This is a genomic window from Pedosphaera parvula Ellin514 (assembly GCF_000172555.1).
Taxonomy (GTDB): Bacteria; Verrucomicrobiota; Verrucomicrobiia; order Limisphaerales; family Pedosphaeraceae; genus Pedosphaera.
In genome coordinates, this window is the sequence record NZ_ABOX02000021.1 from 92,960 (window position 1) to 109,551 (window position 16,592).

15 protein-coding genes and 1 pseudogene are annotated in these 16,592 nt (G+C 53.5%); 7 read left to right on the forward strand and 9 right to left on the reverse strand.

The window, feature by feature from the left end; translation table 11 throughout:
* Positions 1 to 383: 383 nt before the first annotated feature.
* From CFLAV_RS16800 to CFLAV_RS16820, 6 genes are all read right to left on the reverse strand, one after another.
* Complete coding sequence (locus CFLAV_RS16800; RefSeq protein WP_007415975.1) at positions 384 to 2,237, reverse strand: GH25 family lysozyme; 1,854 nt, start codon at positions 2,235 to 2,237, stop codon at positions 384 to 386.
* 791 nt (positions 2,238 to 3,028) lie between these two features.
* Positions 3,029 to 3,247 carry a hypothetical protein gene (locus CFLAV_RS16805; protein WP_007415978.1) on the reverse strand — a complete coding sequence of 73 codons (219 nt, stop codon included), beginning with the start codon at positions 3,245 to 3,247 and terminating at the stop codon, positions 3,029 to 3,031.
* A 233-nt stretch (positions 3,248 to 3,480) separates the two neighbouring features.
* Complete coding sequence (locus tag CFLAV_RS16810; protein ID WP_007415979.1) at positions 3,481 to 4,953, reverse strand: sulfatase; 1,473 nt, start codon at positions 4,951 to 4,953, stop codon at positions 3,481 to 3,483.
* A 73-nt stretch (positions 4,954 to 5,026) separates the two neighbouring features.
* Positions 5,027 to 5,158: a hypothetical protein gene (locus CFLAV_RS36965; RefSeq protein ID WP_007415980.1), complete on the reverse strand. Its 132-nt coding sequence runs from the start codon at positions 5,156 to 5,158 to the stop codon at positions 5,027 to 5,029.
* A gap of 112 nt (positions 5,159 to 5,270) precedes the next feature.
* The gene (locus tag CFLAV_RS16815) at positions 5,271 to 6,281 is read right to left on the reverse strand and encodes a sialidase family protein (RefSeq protein ID WP_007415981.1); all 1,011 of its coding nucleotides are present in this window, start codon (positions 6,279 to 6,281) and stop codon (positions 5,271 to 5,273) included.
* Between the two features lie 17 nt (positions 6,282 to 6,298).
* On the reverse strand, positions 6,299 to 6,823 hold the full coding sequence (locus tag CFLAV_RS16820; protein ID WP_007415982.1) for a hypothetical protein: 525 nt from the start codon (positions 6,821 to 6,823) through the stop codon (positions 6,299 to 6,301).
* Positions 6,824 to 7,114: 291 nt separating this feature from the next.
* On the opposite strand from CFLAV_RS16820, the gene CFLAV_RS16830 reads away from it, so the two are divergent.
* On the forward strand, positions 7,115 to 8,641 hold the full coding sequence (locus tag CFLAV_RS16830; RefSeq protein WP_007415983.1) for a hypothetical protein: 1,527 nt from the start codon (positions 7,115 to 7,117) through the stop codon (positions 8,639 to 8,641).
* A 181-nt stretch (positions 8,642 to 8,822) separates the two neighbouring features.
* Here CFLAV_RS16830 and CFLAV_RS36535 read toward each other — a convergent pair whose 3' ends face one another.
* Positions 8,823 to 9,164 carry a hypothetical protein gene (locus CFLAV_RS36535; RefSeq protein WP_007415984.1) on the reverse strand — a complete coding sequence of 114 codons (342 nt, stop codon included), beginning with the start codon at positions 9,162 to 9,164 and terminating at the stop codon, positions 8,823 to 8,825.
* A 183-nt stretch (positions 9,165 to 9,347) separates the two neighbouring features.
* Here CFLAV_RS36535 and CFLAV_RS16845 point away from each other — a divergent pair, with 183 nt between their 5' ends.
* Entirely contained in the window at positions 9,348 to 10,235 is an 888-nt protein-coding gene (locus CFLAV_RS16845; protein ID WP_237712411.1) for a prepilin-type N-terminal cleavage/methylation domain-containing protein, read from the forward strand.
* Positions 10,236 to 10,715: 480 nt separating this feature from the next.
* On the opposite strand, the gene CFLAV_RS16855 is transcribed toward CFLAV_RS16845, so the two are convergent.
* Complete coding sequence (locus tag CFLAV_RS16855) at positions 10,716 to 10,997, reverse strand: hypothetical protein (RefSeq protein WP_040549176.1); 282 nt, start codon at positions 10,995 to 10,997, stop codon at positions 10,716 to 10,718.
* Positions 10,998 to 11,710: 713 nt separating this feature from the next.
* Here CFLAV_RS16855 and CFLAV_RS16865 point away from each other — a divergent pair.
* Complete coding sequence (locus CFLAV_RS16865; RefSeq protein WP_007415990.1) at positions 11,711 to 12,034, forward strand: hypothetical protein; 324 nt, start codon at positions 11,711 to 11,713, stop codon at positions 12,032 to 12,034.
* A 72-nt stretch (positions 12,035 to 12,106) separates the two neighbouring features.
* A complete protein-coding gene (locus CFLAV_RS16870) occupies positions 12,107 to 13,219 on the forward strand; it encodes a hypothetical protein (protein WP_007415991.1) in 1,113 nt (370 codons plus the stop codon).
* A 699-nt stretch (positions 13,220 to 13,918) separates the two neighbouring features.
* On the opposite strand, the gene imm48 is transcribed toward CFLAV_RS16870, so the two are convergent.
* On the reverse strand, positions 13,919 to 14,371 hold the full coding sequence (imm48, locus tag CFLAV_RS16880; RefSeq protein ID WP_007415992.1) for an Imm48 family immunity protein: 453 nt from the start codon (positions 14,369 to 14,371) through the stop codon (positions 13,919 to 13,921).
* 406 nt (positions 14,372 to 14,777) lie between these two features.
* On the opposite strand from imm48, the gene CFLAV_RS35545 reads away from it, so the two are divergent.
* The 3 genes and pseudogenes from CFLAV_RS35545 (at position 14,778) to CFLAV_RS34980 (ending at position 16,212) form a co-directional block, all read left to right on the forward strand.
* Positions 14,778 to 14,930, forward strand: coding sequence for a hypothetical protein (locus CFLAV_RS35545; RefSeq protein WP_007415994.1), 153 nt, complete (start codon positions 14,778 to 14,780; stop codon positions 14,928 to 14,930).
* A 273-nt stretch (positions 14,931 to 15,203) separates the two neighbouring features.
* Positions 15,204 to 15,630 (forward strand): annotated as a pseudogene (locus tag CFLAV_RS16890) (VOC family protein); the annotation flags it as partial.
* A 375-nt stretch (positions 15,631 to 16,005) separates the two neighbouring features.
* Positions 16,006 to 16,212, forward strand: coding sequence for a hypothetical protein (locus CFLAV_RS34980; protein WP_150107462.1), 207 nt, complete (start codon positions 16,006 to 16,008; stop codon positions 16,210 to 16,212).
* Positions 16,213 to 16,592 lie beyond the last annotated feature (380 nt).

Consider the following 16,592-nt stretch of genomic DNA (forward strand, 5'->3'; position numbering starts at 1 on the left):
AATGATTAAGTCCATGTGCGTTGAGTGGATTAACTATTCAATTATAAGGAAAGGATTGCTGCCAAGTTGATGATGGTCGACAAAGATGGATTGGCTTCCTCGTTTCATTTCGAAGGTAGGAATAGGAGTTGGAAGGAACGTGGTCAAGGGGAAAGGAGCGGAGGGATTATCAGGCTGTCGGATGTTCGAATTGTCAGAGCGGGCAGGGGACGACACTCGTAGGAGATGCTCGCTTTGCTCCCGCCGCCGGGAGCTGCAAAGTGTGGGAGAAATGGGGGCGTGGTACCCAGGGCGGCACGCGCGTTGCGCGTTTGCCCTGGCTGGTTTAGGCCGGGCCTACAGCCCGTGCGCTGACGAAGCCAGCATCATTTGGGCCAAAGCTTTCAGGGTTGTGAGAGGCGGTAAAAAGTCTGCGCGTTGGTGGCCGCAAAATCTGTAAAGCTATTCGTGCCGGCGGGATTTGAAACGAAACCAAGGGTTGCCCAGGCAATCAAATTGGTTGAGGAATAGACGGTGTAGTTTTTGCCAGTCTGACCTTTAAAATTGAGTCGAAATTGTCCTGGGCCGGCCAGTTTCATCCCCGTAAAAACGGGTGCGCGCACCAATCCGCTGCTTCCTGCCAGGTAGATGGAGTTGATCTCTGCGGCATCGAGCGCCCGGTTGAAGATCATGAATTCGTCCAGACTGCCAGCCATGAAATCCACAAATACGCCGCGTGAAGCCACATATCCCGCGCCGATGTAAGTCCGCGGAAGCGAGAAGGATAGCGCCAGCGTGGACTGCAAAACTCCGTTGACGTAAAGAGAGGTATTGGTGCTGGTGCCTACAAATGCCAGATGGGTCCATGTATTCGTGGGAACGCTGTAGACCGGGGTGAACTTGTTGTCCGCCACGCCGAATTGCGTCACCCCGACATCCCGTGTGCCGTTATATTGCTCCAGTTTTATTTCGAACAGGCCATCGCCGGTCAAAGCTGCGCCCGCCTTCGGAGCATCCTGGCGGTTGACCCACATGCAGGCGGTCCATGGCACGGGCAGGCTGGTCGCTCCATTGCTGCAATAGCTGTTGCCATCGAAATAAAATGCGCTGCCTTGTTCTCCACTGGTAAAGCTGACCGAATTAAAAGGAGTCAAATTGTTGGATCCGAAAATATCATTGCCATTGCCGTCTCCCGGCCACCAACTGACCATGTTACTGGGAGCCAGGGACGCGCCAACTGCGTTCGTTAATGGTGAAATAACCCCCAGCCAAGCTGTCGCGGTAAATATAATTCCGTTGGTATTGGCAACGTTGACGGAATACGGGCCGGTGTTGACCGGTTGCGCATTGGAAATGGTAAAGTTTGAGTTGGTTGCGTCCACAATTACCGCCTGGTTGAACGACCATTGGTAATAGAGCGGGCCAGGCTGACAAGCTGTCACGGTGAAAGTCGCATTGGAACCAACCGGTACGTTCGTGTTTTGCGGTGGAGTGTTGCCGACGATGTAGGAACTGAGCAAAAGATCGGTCGTGCCGTGAAACACATCGCGATCAATATCTCCCGATACGCCGTCAATATGGATGGTTGTGGCGTACTGAAGAAGGGCCCAGTCCGGCCATGGAGATGTTGGTGGAGCGATATTCTGGGGGTTGGTTGCCTGGGTTACGTCGGCCATCCAGAGTGTCCACTGGGTGATTGATTTGTTTTTTAAATAATTAGCGGCAAAAGTTGGGTTCGTATAAATGATCGGATGCACGGCAACGCCAATGCGTGCTGCATTGGTGATCATGCGATAGCACCATTCATTTGCCCACGCTGTCTGGTCTGTGGTCGTGGAATGCTCCAGATCCAACATCGGCGATAAGGACATTCCGTCGTTGGTGATATAATTGCTGATAACGCTCCAGCAGAAGTCAGCTTCTGCATCTGCGCCAGCGAGGCCGGGATTCAGATCGTAACGCGCGAAATGATAGGAACCGATGACGATCCCGGCCGCCTTGGCATTCGTGATGTTGTAGGGGAAGTCGGGATCGAAATAATTTATGCCTTCGGTGCTTCTGGCGAATGCGAAGGTTATGCCTTCGGCCTTCGCGCTGGGCCAGATGATGTTTGTCACTCCGTTGACATTGCCGGAACCTTGATACTTGGATACGTCAATGCCGAGCGGCCGCTGGGCCGAGGCAAACTGCGGGAAGAGAATCGCCAGCGAACAAATGACGACAGGCCTCCAACGGGACAAAAGCTGAAAAACCTTCATGAACCGGAGGAAATTACGGCCCACGGAGCCGATCGTCCAGTTCAAAAGGAGGTGTTTAAAGGGAGTGTTTGATTTAGCGCATTTCTGTCCTTCGGTTGGGCTTGCCGAAGGTTGTTTATGGACTTTTACCCAAGGTGGGCTTCCCAAGCCCGCCACTAGTTAGGTTCCCGATATGAGATTTTCGCTTCGCGAATCGTGGTGCCGCGCCAGGACGAAAGAGGCGCGACAACCATTGGGCCGTGAGCCGAAACCACTTTGTGGTTTTTTGAATTGGGAAAAGAGGCGGAGGATGGGATGAATGCGGTCAAGGGGAAAGGGGCGGAGGAATTTTTGATTTTGATTGGTGATTTTGAATTGGGGTAACGAGGCAGGGATTATCAGATTTTCAAATTGTCAGAAGGGAACAAGGGAGATGCTCGCTGGGCTCGCGCCGCCGGAGGCGGCAAAGTGTTTGTGAATCCGGAGGACGATTACCTGGGGCTCAGCGCTATGCACTTCACCCCAGGCTTTAACATGGCGCGCTTACAGCGCTGAAAAGGTATTTTCTGAATCCCGGGTTTTTGATTGTTAAACGTGCGGGCTTGATTTGGGTAAGGCCACAACCCCTCCAAATCATAAAACATTCCCTCCGTGAAAAGTGGAAATAATCTCAAAATTCCCAGCTACTTTTTCTTTTTAAATATTAAATAGAGAATCACAATAACGACTAAAACCCAAAAGGTTGCCCTGCCAATCAGGCCTGGCATTGCGTCGGGAGCGATGGCTACGAATGCTTTCATAAATTTAGTGCATTAGTTGTGGGTTAGTGCTCTTCCGCTGGCAAGATCGCAAATCGCATCAGGAATAGACGTTTGCGCGGCGCCGTGTAAAAGCAGCAGCCCATTGGCCGCGTTCTCATGGTGCAAAACGTGAAACGGAATGAGGTGCAGAATCGTGCCCGTGTGTGTGCGACGGGCCAGCGCAACAGGATCGCTGACACGAACCTCTGAGCCATCTGGATAATCAATCATGCTTTAAACGCATAGGGTTAGGCCAAATCGGCCCGCTCGAACCAATCAAAGATGCTCTGCTCATCATCAAACTCCTGTAACTGACCGTTGACTGTTGACACCAGCACTGCCGGATGATTTTAAGGTTGGATATTCCAGAGAGGTCGGTTGTGCGATGTAGTATAAATAAACAGGACCGACCCTTCTGGAATTAAGGTTTCCAAACTGATAAGTCTTCAGCTACCAAACTCTGATTACTCTTTCTCAGGATCTGCCGCTGCGACCCGGTTGGCTTTTCTGGCTTTTTTTCCCTTTGGTCCGGGATCCGGATTTTCGGGAACGGGCTGGGCGTTGACTGAAGGCAGGGACTTGGCGAGTTCCATTTTTATTTTGGCCAGTTCGGGTTTGGCAGCCTGGTTTGTCCATTCGTTGGGGTCGGCTTTTTGGTCGTAGAGTTCCTCGGAACCATCTGCGTAACGGATATAGCGCCACTCGTCGGTGCAAATGGCATGATTATTCTGCAGGAAGGTGGTGACTGCCGGTTGTTTCCATTTAGCAGATGGATTCTTAAGTAAAGGTTTGATGCTGATGCCTTCTGCGTGCTTCGGGGTTGGAATTCCGGCAAGTTCACATACGGTGGGGAAAATGCTTGTCAGATCCACGGCGCGATCACATTCAGTGCCGGGTTTGGCCACGCCGGGAGCAACCCAGATCAATGGCACATTGGTTGCCCGACGCCACAAAGCAGATTTGGCCCAATGCTCCTTCTCGCCGAGATGCCAACCATTGTCCCCAACGAAAATGATGATGGTGTTGTCGCGGTATTTGGATTTGTCGAGTGCGTCGAGCAAGCGGCCAATTTGGGCGTCCGCAAAAGAGATGGCGGCAAGATAGGCCCGAACGCGATCCTGCCAGACACCGGCTTTCAATATCGCTTGATGCACTCCATTGGGTTTGGCGAACGCGATGCCGGCGGGAGGTACATCGGCAAGGTCATTGGTCAGGATGGGCGGGAGCTTGACGCTTTCCAACGGGTACATATCAAAATATTTTTTGGGCACATCCCAGGGTACGTGCGGGCGATGCACCCCGCAGGCCATGAAGAAGGCACCCTGCTGCTGGCCGAGCTGATCGATGCACCAGGAGACACTGCGGGCATCCACGAGTTCACTTTCGGCGCGTTGCTCGTTGAATTCCGCGTCGGGCTTGTCTTCGGTAAACATGCGGTAACCAAAAGGTCCGGGGCGGCGTTTGGCCGGGTGATTGGGAAGGGTATCGTCAGCGTAGAAAACGACCTTGTCCCAATCTTCCTCGCGGTATTGGTGATAATGATAAATCTTGCCCGCGCCCAGCGAGGTATAACCGAACTTGCGGACGTAATCGTTGAGGCAGACACCGCGCGGCAGGTGCGGCATGGCCGGCTGTTGGTTGTCATAGATGCCGGTCGTGGACGGGCGCTGTCCGCTCATGAATGAAGCACGTGACGGATTGCAGAGGGGTGCGGAAGCCTGGGCATTCTGGAAGGTGACACCCCGGGCAGCAAGTTTATCCAGGTTTGGCGTTTTGACCTGCGGGTTGCCTTTATTCGGCCCAATCCAGTTATTTAAATCATCGGCGATGATGAGCAAAATGTTTGGCTTGGCCGGAGCAGCTGCGGCCATTAACGGCAAGGTCATGGCCACGATGAGGAATGTGCCGAAAAGATATTTTAACGGGGTTGATTTCATGGGTTGCTTTGAGCCAGACGGGTTTGCATGAGAGATGGTTACACTGAAGGTTTGAGTTTAACAAGTTGTGAGATCATGGAACTATTTTGATACGATAATAGCGGATACCGTTGGCTGGGGATGAAATTTCGGTGAATGCCGGTTGTGACGGATTTTCAGCGGGACCGGGATCGGTTTCGCTGGTGGCATCGCGCGGGATATTCATCCCTTGGGAAAAGCTAAACTGAAAAGTTGCGGTGTGTGAATACCCTTAAATGAGAGGCAGATCATCATCGAGTGTTTTCACAGGTTAGTGTAAATAACAAGCACCCACCCCTTTACGGCCAGTGTGCACGATACATACGAGCGCTATACGCAGCGTTCGTCTCCCGAAAAAACAACACCCCGTTCGTGTCAGTGATACCGGAGCCGATGTTGCTCCAGTTGACCAAGTCCGTCGAAGCATCAATGCGGAAGTTGAACATTGGCGTCGAGGTCAGTTTCAGCGTGAAACTCGCGTTGGTGCCAAAGCCAACAGACGTCAACACCGGCACGGCCGGAACAACGGTCACGGCGGCCGTATAGAAATCCAGCTCGCTGGTGCCATCGGGATTGTCGCCGGTGGAATTGGAATCGTCGGCCCAGCAGGGATGAAACATGCCGCCGTAAAAGTCCAGGCCAAGGTAATCGCCCAATTCGTTTCCGCTACCCTTGCCCACACCGCTGGTCGAGCCGGCGCTGATCTTCACTTCCGGCAGAAACGTCACGCCGCCATCGAGGCTCACCGTGCCCCAGAGTTCCACGAGATTGTTCGCCGCGCTGTTGCGGCAGTCATACCAGACCACGGCGATGAAACCCGTTGTCGGGTCGAGCGCGATCTTGGAAAAGAACTGGCTGTTGGTGCCGGCGTCAGTATTGACACGATGCGGGCTGCTCCACGTCGCGCCGTTGTTGTCGGAGTAGCGCGTGAAGATGTTCAAGTCGTTGGATGTGGCATCCGGCGCATCGGTGTAAACCAGGTGCAGCCGCCCACGATGCGGGCCGTTCGAGATATCGTAAACGAGTCCCAGTTCGGCATCCACCGTGCGGCTCGGCTGCGCCGGAATCGCGCGGAAACCGCCCATTTGCGTCGGCACCGTGCTGGTTGCGAGCGCGAAACTCCCGGAGGTGCTGCCGGTGGAATTCAACGCGAATTGAATGGTGGAAGGCCCGGCAGTGCCGGACGGCGTCTGGTAAGCCGCAACGACCTGTCCGTTCGGGCCGATGGCAATGTCGCCGAAATTGCCCGAGCCGGAGCCGGGAATCGCCAACTCGGCGCCAAATGCGCCAATGGCATTGAAGCCGGTCACCGCCGCGCCGCGCGCCTTCAGCCGGTTTTGTTAAAATACAAGAGCCACACCGCCTGATCACCGGCGATAATTCCCGGCCCGGCTTTTACGGTCGGCTGGTCCAGCGCCTTGCCCCCCGCCGAGATCGTCAGCAGCAAATTGGAAAATGTCACACCAGCGTTGGTGCTGGCGCGCACTTGAATGGCCCGGAAGGTGGAATCAAAAGACGCAGCAAAAAGATTTCCGAAGCTATCGAAGCTGCACGTGGGATCGCCGCCCAGCGCCGGCCAGCCATCTGAACCGGTGAACCGCGAGGTCCAGGTGACCCCGCCGTCAGTGCTGTAACCGGCGGAGTTGTCCGCCGTGCCGCCACGGACGTCGTTGGCCCAGGCGAAAAGCCTATTCGGATTCGTCGGATCAATGGCGATCGCTTCCTCCGCTTGATAGCCACTCTGGCGGTTGATGTTCACATTCGGCCCCACCGACAACGACTGCGCCGATACGGAAACGGCCCCCGCCAAGGCAATGAGTACATAAACCGGCCTTCTGAGACAACATGACATGACCAAACCCTATCAAATCTGCTTGAAATCCTTCAATCACGGTTTGATTAAAACCGAATTGGCTCAAAAGGGGTGTTACCGAGCAATGGACACCAAAATGGGTCAACAAACGAAGAAGGAAGTGCTGGAGAAATTGCGTGGCCGGTGGGCAAGGAGCACAAGAGCAAGATCATCAATCAGGCGGCGGAGTTATTTGGCCACCACCGCAAGGCGGTCCTATCGAAACCTTGCCTTGATAAAAACCGAGTGTAACCGCGTCTCATCGAAACACGTCTTTCGAGAGCGAGACCCATGAGAATTTCTACTTATCCAGCCGTTGTCCGCAACATGATGCTTGTGGCAATAGCGTCAATGTTCGCCAACCACGTCCAAAGAATTCTGGCTGCGGACCAAACGTCGTCCACATCGAAGTTGGAGCAATTCGATCACGATCCTGGTTGGGAAGGTTACAACAACCATAACGTGCCGAAAGATGCGCGGATGGTGAAACAGGACTTCGGCTACAGCAAAACGCAATTCGCAAACAAGAACCCCGGCGAAATAGGCGGGTGCATCCAGCGCGCCAGCACTCCGGCTTCTTATGCCGCCCCGTTGACGCCAGCCAGAACACTTGACGACAAACTCACTGCCTCCGGTACGTTCGCCGCCTCTTCCGGGAAAGGTGGCGGGGTGTTTTTTGGCTTCTTCAATTCGCAACAGCCGGGTGGGAGTGGACGCCCAATCAGCTCATTGGGACTGGATTTAGGCTTCAAAAGGAACGGCGGACGTCTCGCGGTGCGGCTTATCAGCAGTGGCAACCAATCATGCGGGACCTTCATCACACCCTTCCTTCCCGGCAAATTCCGACCCACACCCATCAAGTTGGACGGCACCCGTTATCACTGGACTTTGGATTATGACCCACAGGCCGCAGGAGGCAACGGCCGCTTCACCTTCACGCTGCACAGCGATACTCACAAGACGGAAGACTACGGCCCGCTGCCGGAGAATTTCCAACAGGAGGCCCAGGCTCGCTTTCCCAATACCACCACGTTCACGGTGGACCTCCCGCCGGAATTGCGGAAGGAAGGCGCGACCTTTGACCGCTTCGGCCTGTGCAATATGACGAAGGCCGGTGGCGCAATGAATATGTTTTTCGGCGATCTGGAATATGACGGGCAGGTTCAAGATCTTTCCAAAGACCCGGGATGGATTGGTGTGGGCAATCGCACCAACTTTGAGGATCATGAAATGGTCGGAGCGCATGAGTACGGTTACAGCGCGAAGACAAGCTTCGCAGGAGGGTCGCCGGGAGAAGTTGGGGGCATGCTCTGGCGCGGCCTCCCTTTTAGTTTTTATGCAGACCGCGTTGGGCCGCTCAACCTGGAGCATAGGCTGGAAGCAAGCGGCAAGGTAAAACTCGTCACTGCCGGACCTGATTCGGACATCTTTCTTGGCTGGTTCAACAGCAGCGCCAAGGATAAAAGCGCGGGGGTTGCGGAGAATTTTGTCGGCATCCACGTGGGCGGCCCGACGCGTGTAGGCCACTATTTCATTCCGGTGTTAACGACCGCGAAAGGAGAGAAAAGTGTGGTGAAGCGAGGCCCGGTTATAAAACCAGGAAAGACCTTCGACTGGTCGCTGGTGTATGATCCGGCGGCAAACGCCGGAAATGGGGAGATGCGGGTGACGTTGGGCACTGAGAGCGTGACGCTCGCGTTAAAGCCAGAGCAGAAAAATCAGGGCGCGAGTTTGGATCGTTTCGGTTTCTTCACCTCAACTACCGGGGGACAAATGGTGAAAATCTACCTCGACGATTTGAAATACACCGTCCGATAAAGTCATCAATTGAAATCCTCCGATCAATCGAATTATCCTTAGTGATTACCTGGGGCTGCGCGGTCCTTCCGGACTGGTATCAGCGCTTCGCCCCGGGCTTTCACATGGCGGACTTTCAGTCCTGAAGAAGTATGTCTTGCATTCAGATTTTGCCGTTTGCGGTCCTGGTTGGGTTGTCTCTTTACTTTCTTCGATTCTTTTTCCTAGTTATCGTTGGCTCGCGCAACCAGTCCAGAACTGCGCCAACAGCAGTGAGCGCAAATCCTGCAAAGAACCCCTGCGCCACCAACTCTCCCGCGACCTGGTTCCAAATCATGGGCAATGACACGCTGCCGATGAAGATGGCGTTCCCGAGGCAGGTGATCATGCCCATATGGGGCTGGAGAGTCTTCGTATTCACTCCGTACCTCAGGCCCCAGCGCATACGAATACGGGGGAGGAAAGCGGCGATAAGAAAGTATGCGGCGATTAAGAGAGGGATGAACCCGATACAGTCAAGATGGCTGGATTCGCTGCCGGTCATATTAAAACGCCATTCGGCTTTGGTTTGAGAGAGGAGGTATCTCCTGTGCCTTGCCAAAATTCATCTGGCATCTGTAGATCTGGCTCCCTCATTTCATTTCGCAGGTAGGAATAGGAGTTGGAGCACATGCGGTCAAGTGGAAATGGGCGGATGTGTTTTGGGTTTTGATGTGTGTCATTGAAGATGAAGAGGGGATGGCTTTTGTTCGTCATACTGGGGATGCAAGGGACATTTTATCCGGCCGAAAGGGTTCGCCCGGGAAGGTTGAGGCAGGGCTTTACGTTGGTTGAATTGCTGGTGGTGATTGCCATTATCGCGATTCTGGCAGCGCTGTTGCTGCCCGCGTTGTCGATGGCCAAGCAGAAGGCGTTGGCGGCGCATTGCCTGGGGAACCAAAAGCAATTGGTGCTGGGCTGGATGATGTATTGCGATGCCAACGAGGATAGGATGCCGAATTTCAATACGGTGCCGAATGCGAAGGGAGACCGTCCGTGGCTGTATCGGCCGCTTCCGGTTGCGCCGACGATTCCTCCGGGTGCGAGTGCGCAGGAGGTCCAGATGTTGATCGATACGGAGGGTTATCGGCAGGGGTGTCTCTTCGATTATGCGCCGAACCCGAGCATTCTTCACTGTCCGGCGGACAGTCGTTCAAACAAACCGGTGGGCGCGGGGTTTGCGTATGGCAGTCTGTCGCCGGTGGCGTCGCTCAACGGGGAAAAACCTGAGCTTTACAAGCGCACGGAACTGGAACATCCGAGTGAGAGGTTTCTGTGGGTGGAGGAAAATGATTCGCGGGGGGAGAACGGGGGATCGTGGGGTTTTAAATCATCGGGGCCGCCGGATTTTAAATTGTCCCAGTTGGTTGATTCAGGGGCGGTGTTTCATGGCGCGAGCGGGACCTTTAATTGGGCGGATGGACATGCCTCGAGTCACAAGTGGCTGGATGCCTCTGCGGTCGCCTTTGCGGCAAGCGCGGATCCCAAAAAATACCTGAGCGCGCCGGCTTTTGCGCAGGCACCGCGGGATGCGCTGTTTTTGGCTCAAGGATACGCCACGGCGAATAATCCGTAGCGGCGCTTGGAGCGTGGTGGGCAGGGGACTTCAACACAGTGTCGGTCGAAATAGTCATATCGCTCGAATCGCATTGTAAATGCCATAGAGGAACAAGATCAGACTCGCACTTCTCAGCACGTGTTCGGAAAGTCCCCTGGCACGTCGCGCCAAGAAAAGAGTAAGGCACAACAAGGCAATCGCAGGAAGATAGGAGAAGCATGCAAGCTCCAGGAGCGTCTCGTTTAAGCCCAGATGGCTGCAGATTGTCGGTAAGATGGCAAGGATGGAGCAGCTCAGCGGGATGAATCGGCGCCAGCTCCAGTCGCGGAGAGTAAACAGCCCGACGACGGCAGCGAGACTGAACGCTGTAAAGACGGAAATGATAAACGCCAGAAGTAGCGGTGACGGGCCTGGGGGAATGGTTATTGTGGATATGATGTGCGAATGGGGCATGAGTGGTGAATTACGAGGAATGCATTTCTGTTGAGTTGATAATCCTCACTGGTTTTTCATTTCCGGTGGAGATTCCGCCACATGTGAAGGCTTTTCCAGTTCTTGTCTGATTGCGCGTGCCTTCTTGTTGAAATGCCAGGATAATCCCAGTATGGGCAGAGAGAGCAGTGTCGGCACGAGGAAGGACATTCTTGGCGAGTACTCACCGGTCTGGTTAGCATCGACGAACCCGGGATTAATAATCGGCATCAGCCCAGAGACCAGCACGAATGCTCCCACGAGGCCAGCGCACACTGCGACTGCTTCATAGGCATAGGTTTTTTTCATAGTGTCCAACTGGGGGGGGCGGCATGAGTTCCCCGTTTCATTCTGTAGGTAGGAATAGGAGTTGGAGCACATGCGGTCAAGTGGAAATGGCCGAATGCGTTTTGAGTTTTCTTTTTGGTGCCAAGATGGTTTGCTGATTTGGCAGCCGAGTTGCGTTTATGTCCTGGAATTCCAAAGAGCCGCGATGGCATGGCGACAAGAGGTCGAATGCCCAGCCTTTGTTTTTCATCATCAATTCGCAGGAGTTCGCGCGACTGCCGTATGGAGAACATGAGGATGATTTGGAGTTTCCCAAATGCGATGATTGCGGAGTGCGGCGCGGGGAATTGCACCAGCTTGGTTGTGATCTTAAGCCGTGTCCACGGTGCGGTGGGCAGGCGATTACTTGCGATTGTTTTTATGAGGATGATTAGGGGTGGAACGCGCGAGGGTACGGATCTTATTTTTAACAGTGCTCTACGATTTAGTGTAAATAACAAGAACCGCCCCCTTTTTTTCATTCTTGAGCAAGTTGAAGAGCAAACCCTCTCAGTTTTGCCTTCCCCTGCTGACCAGATCGGCAGGGGATTTTTCGTGCCCACTAATCATCGATAAATTAGTTTACGTTGACAGTTACTTAGAACAAATTATCGTCCTTAAACCGATAGCAGACCGGCACGTTCTGCTCGTGATGCGCTACGCATGCCGCCAGCAAATCAAAACAAGATAAAACTATGCAAGACTACACACTAGTTCGTCAGGGCCTCCCGCCAATAAAATTCACCGGCAAATTGCTCTCCGAAGCAGAAACGGCAGATCAATCTTTTAAGGTGCGTATTTATCGAAGCAAAGGAGATCGATTTATACCCGAAATTGAGCGTTCTTACCGCAACGAAACAGTTTACAAGAATGCCAGCGCCTTTCTCTATGCTAAGGATGCTATAGAATGGTTGAAAGAAGGAGAACCCACGCTCGGCAAGATTTCTCAAGAAGCTATCGAAAAAGCTTGCGCAGTCGATAATGAATTTGCGTCTGCCTGGGTGGAAGTCGTTGAGTAGCGCATTGAAAACATATCCCCTGTGAGGCCACCCCGGCAGGGGATTTCGTTTTCATTTTAAACACAGATTGCTATGCCTGAGAGCAAAGAGGACCATAATGCGGATCACGCCTGGGTTGTGTACATAAATCCGTTTTGTGTAATCCAACCCGATAACGAACCGGAGTTTAGAGTTCCACTCGAAGAGATTAATTCCAATACCTACAATCACGGAAAACTTTGCGAAATAGTTACAACTCTCCCGTTACCTCAACAAGATGCACTTTCAATTCTTGTCTGCTTTGATGGGGCACTGGCTATTCCAATCATTCCTGCGTTCAAGTCAGTGGATAAGGTTTTGGAGCACTTCAACTTGATTCTCTGCAGTCTGTTGTTAGGTGGGATAACAGCCGAAGCCCTTGACCGAAGAGACATCGTTTGGGGAAAAATTCATAAGGAATGCCGCTTATGGCCTGTTGACTTTGGGCAAAGCCTTAGTTCTCATACTCACAGCAAATTGCGCACCCGTTTAGCAAGTACGATTGACACCATAATTCTGGATAATCCGAATAGTATTCGAATCTCTAGATTTCAAGAAGCCTATATACAGGGAAGCACTACTCTCGCTGCACTATCAAGTCTCACCCCAACGTTTTTGTTGCGCGGTTTTACGGAGCTTCGTTACCACTGCTGGAGCGATGCTCTAGCGAATCTTTGGATTTGCGTGGAGCAACTCACTGTCATTTTGTGGGAAAGATTTTTTCTCAATGTTCCAGCATTCCAACCTCAAGAACTAATCAAAGCCCGCCAAAAATCGCTTGGCGAAGATAACAGAACTTGGTCCACCGCAGTAAAGCATGAAATATTGTTTCAGATTAAAGTGATAACTGAGGAACATTTTAACGGTCTAATTCCAGCGCGGAAGGCCCGCAACGATCTTGTCCATCAAGGAAAGACTCCCGAACCCGCAATAGTCCGAGGTCTTTACGCAGTGGTCTTGGGCCTGATTGAGAAAGCTGCAAGCTGTGAGCAACTGAGCATTCGTAAACTTGAGATACGAGTGGAAGATCGATGGGAAGCAAGGGAGGCTGCGTTCCCTGGAAAGTTAACACATTTAGGTTGGGAAAAAGTCTCAAAGAGGCTTCGTTACAAACAACTTTCTGATTCATCTAACATGGGACTCTCTAAAAGCAGCGGTGGCGTATAAGCTGCGCCATGAGGCCGGACCCTCGACCTCCTAGGCAGCCTCTTTTGTATGCAATGGATGAGTAAATGCTGAGCCGGCTTGTTCCGGTTTCCATCCATTGGACAGCGCATGCTTAATGGATGCAGTGATCATCCGGGGAGTGATTGTTCCTGCCGCATGGCCGAGCCAATTGTCGGGCCGAGGAAATGCTGCTTTCAACAAAAGCACGCACCGCGAAGGTGGCTCCGAACGCTCAACCACAATCGAAAAGTGGCAGGCAAAGGCACCCTCACAGTATGTTGGCTGCCGACGGATGCGCCAGCGGAAGCGGACGCCGTCCACTGTCACGGTTCGAGAGCCTTTTTTGGGGATTGCCATGTTTGGTGGATGGTGCGCTTAAATAATAATTCTCAGATAAAATTATGCTCTGCGTTCAGAGCGAAGGCACGAAATTCACACCTTCCAATCTCTTCTAAGTGACCGAAGCGTCTTGTTCCGTCTGGCATGTGTCCCGTCGGGATTTATGAAAACGACTGCGTTGGCTGGAAGGCCTAATGCTCGTGCCCACCAGCGAGCTGCTTCGCCAAGCCTCCATGTGCTGTTAGGTTTGCGAAGGTCTCCAATGTTGCTCCAAAGACTCTTCTTTTGCTTTTTTGCCATAATTATTCCTTTTGTGTGCGATGCAGCCTAGCGTCCGATAATGACTCAGTGATCAAACTTTCAGTTTTTAGCCTTTTGGAAATGGGCCATGATTTCGGCGAAATCCTTTGCTGCTCCGTCGTCCGAGTGCTGCTGCCAGTGTATGAAGCCGTCTGCGCCTCGGTGAACGATCCCGTACAGGTGAGATGTCCTGTCTGGTGTCGCAGTAATCACAGCCTCGGCCTTGTTTGCGGCGTCTGCTTGATCGAAACCAAAGAACTTGGTCAATAGGGTGAGGCAGACGGCGTGTGCCAGCGGCGGACTCATTTGGTGCTGAAGCGCAAGCGCAGTGATGCCACCGAAAGAATAAACTGAAAGAACTTCCCTGGCCTGCGCGTCACCCTGAAAACGTGCATCCCCATAGTGAGCAATGATGCCGCGTAGATACTGCTCCATGGTGGCGACTGATTCGCTGACGTGCTCTGGTGGGGCGCCCTGAGACTTCTTTCCAAATAAGCGGTTGAATAATCCCATATGTACAGTGTGGGCTAAAGGTTTCAGTTCTGTCCCCGTTTCATTCTGTAGGTAGGAGTAGGAGTTGGGAGGGGTGGAGTCAAGGGGAAAGGGCAGGAGGATTATCAGATTGTCAGGTTTTCAAATGATCAGATTTAGGAGAGGTGAATGTCCAATGACGCAATGACCAAGTTCAAAGGAATGTCCAGTTGCTAATGCCCAATGGTGAGGGTGGTGTTTTTGGGATTGTTGGTCGCGTACGCGAGTGGAGGCAAAGGAACGAGTAGCGAGGGGAAGTATGAGTCTCGTTGCCCCGGCTGCTACGCGATAGAGGATGGTTGCTGGGACGGATTGGATCGTGGGCCACTTTCGTGGGAACGTTTTGGGACATTGGTTGCGAGAGGAAATCAGATCCGGCTCACGCCAGATGCTGCGTAGGTGGATGTGCCTGGCGGTTGGATTGGGAGCGTTGGCCGCGTACGCGGATTGGCCTGATGGGTGGGGTAAAGTCGTCGATGATGTCAGGGAACGCGCGGCAGCGCATCCTTACCGATTAGAACGTGCCTGGCGGTTGGATTGAAATCGTGAGTCGCGTACGCGGGTGGAGGCATGTGCACGAATGGAAGTCGTGGGCCGAATTTGGGCGGCCACGGAGGTCTTTCCAGACGGGGTGTTTCCACACGGGTATAAAGCCCTACCATTAATTGATTGCTCGCGCGGGGAATTGAATCGTGTCCATGGTGCGGGGGCAGGCGATTGCTTTATGAGGATGATTAACCGGTTTTGTTAGTTAACCAACTTGTGAGAGCAGTCAACGTGGACAGTCGCGCGTTGCCGCTGCTAAATTAGGGGCATGACGATTAAAAGAATGGACCATGTCAGTGTCGTCGTCGACGACCTCCCTGCTGCCATTGCCTTTTTCACCGCGCTGGGCATGAGCTTGGAAGGCGAAGCAGCGGTCGAGGGCCCGTGGGTGGACCGCATCAACGGCCTCGAAAGTGTCCAAGTCGACATCGTTATGATGCGGACCCCGGATGGGCACGGGCGGCTTGAGTTGACGAGGTTTCGCAATCCAAAACTAGCCAAAATCGAACCAGCGATCGCACCACCGAACACGCTGGGTCTCCGGAGCGTCATGTTTACAGTCGAAAGCGTCGACGACACTGTCGCCCGCCTGCGCGCCCATGGCGCTGAACTCGTCGGCGAGGTGGCCCCAGTACGAGGATAAGTACAGGCTCTGCTACATGCGAGGCCCTGCGGGCATCATCGTCGCTCTGGCCCGAGGAACTCTTCTGACGCGTTCACAGCGGTCGGGAAGCGAATTGAGAATTGAAAATGGACAATTGAATAACGGGGAGAAAATCCAGGTTCGGGAGTTGGCGATCGTTGGCCGGGTGCGCGGGTGGAGGCAAAGGAAACGAGTAGCGAGGGGAAGTATGAGTCTCGTTACCTCGCCTGCTACGCGATAGAGGATGGTTGCTGGGACGGATTGGATCGTGGGCCACTTTCGTGGGAACGTTTTGGGATATTGGTTGCGAGGGGAAATTAGATCCGGCTCACGCCAGATGCTACGTGGGTGAACGTGCCTGGCGGTGGGATTGTATCGTGGGGTGCGTACGCGGGTGGAGGCAAGGGAACGGGTCGTGTCGGGAAGTATGAGTCTCGTTACCTCGGCTGCTACGCGATGGAGGATGGTTGCTGGGACGGGGTGGATCGTGGGCCGCGTGGCTGAAGGGCAGAATCCAGAAGTCAGAGGTCGGAAGGTGCGGGCGGCGGGAGGTGGAGTCGTAGATCGCGTACGCGGATGGAGCAAATGGAGGGGGCAAGTCGCTGGCCGTGTCAGTGCGGCGCGCACGGAGTGACTCGCCCCACCTACGTGCCTGGCGGTTGGATTGGATCGCGGGGCGCGTACGCGGGTGAGGCATCTGGAGGAATAAAAGTCGCGGGCCGAATCAGGGAGCGCGCGGCAAGTCTTTGCAGACGGCCACTAATCCTTACCAGCGCAAGATGAACGTGCCTGGCGGTGGGAGTTGGATCATTGGTCGCGTACGCGGATGGGAGGTACCTGGGTTGATGAAATCGCCGGCTCAGTATGGGCGGTCGCAGAGGTCCGTCCTACCAACGCATGGTTGATTGCTGGCGCGGGGATTGGAATCCCATGTGCAAATGGGCGCTCTGGCTGCTTCCATATTCTAACAATTAAGTTAAAATAATTAAAATAGGTGTTGACAAAGTATTGCTA

Excerpts from the sequence above, each read along its gene's own strand:
- CFLAV_RS16800 (WP_007415975.1), bottom strand. The coding sequence starts at position 2,237 with ATGAAGGTTTTTCAGCTTTTGTCCCGTTGGAGGCCTGTCGTCATTTGT.
- CFLAV_RS16805 (WP_007415978.1), bottom strand. The coding sequence starts at position 3,247 with ATGATTGATTATCCAGATGGCTCAGAGGTTCGTGTCAGCGATCCTGTT.
- CFLAV_RS16810 (WP_007415979.1), bottom strand. The coding sequence starts at position 4,953 with ATGAAATCAACCCCGTTAAAATATCTTTTCGGCACATTCCTCATCGTG.
- CFLAV_RS36965 (WP_007415980.1), bottom strand. The coding sequence starts at position 5,158 with ATGAATATCCCGCGCGATGCCACCAGCGAAACCGATCCCGGTCCCGCT.
- CFLAV_RS16820 (WP_007415982.1), bottom strand. The coding sequence starts at position 6,823 with ATGTCATGTTGTCTCAGAAGGCCGGTTTATGTACTCATTGCCTTGGCG.
- CFLAV_RS16830 (WP_007415983.1), top strand. The coding sequence starts at position 7,115 with ATGAGAATTTCTACTTATCCAGCCGTTGTCCGCAACATGATGCTTGTG.
- CFLAV_RS36535 (WP_007415984.1), bottom strand. The coding sequence starts at position 9,164 with ATGACCGGCAGCGAATCCAGCCATCTTGACTGTATCGGGTTCATCCCT.
- CFLAV_RS16845 (WP_237712411.1), top strand. The coding sequence starts at position 9,348 with ATGAAGAGGGGATGGCTTTTGTTCGTCATACTGGGGATGCAAGGGACA.
- CFLAV_RS16855 (WP_040549176.1), bottom strand. The coding sequence starts at position 10,997 with ATGAAAAAAACCTATGCCTATGAAGCAGTCGCAGTGTGCGCTGGCCTC.
- CFLAV_RS16865 (WP_007415990.1), top strand. The coding sequence starts at position 11,711 with ATGCAAGACTACACACTAGTTCGTCAGGGCCTCCCGCCAATAAAATTC.
- CFLAV_RS16870 (WP_007415991.1), top strand. The coding sequence starts at position 12,107 with ATGCCTGAGAGCAAAGAGGACCATAATGCGGATCACGCCTGGGTTGTG.
- imm48 (WP_007415992.1), bottom strand. The coding sequence starts at position 14,371 with ATGGGATTATTCAACCGCTTATTTGGAAAGAAGTCTCAGGGCGCCCCA.
- CFLAV_RS35545 (WP_007415994.1), top strand. The coding sequence starts at position 14,778 with ATGCTGCGTAGGTGGATGTGCCTGGCGGTTGGATTGGGAGCGTTGGCC.
- CFLAV_RS34980 (WP_150107462.1), top strand. The coding sequence starts at position 16,006 with ATGAGTCTCGTTACCTCGGCTGCTACGCGATGGAGGATGGTTGCTGGG.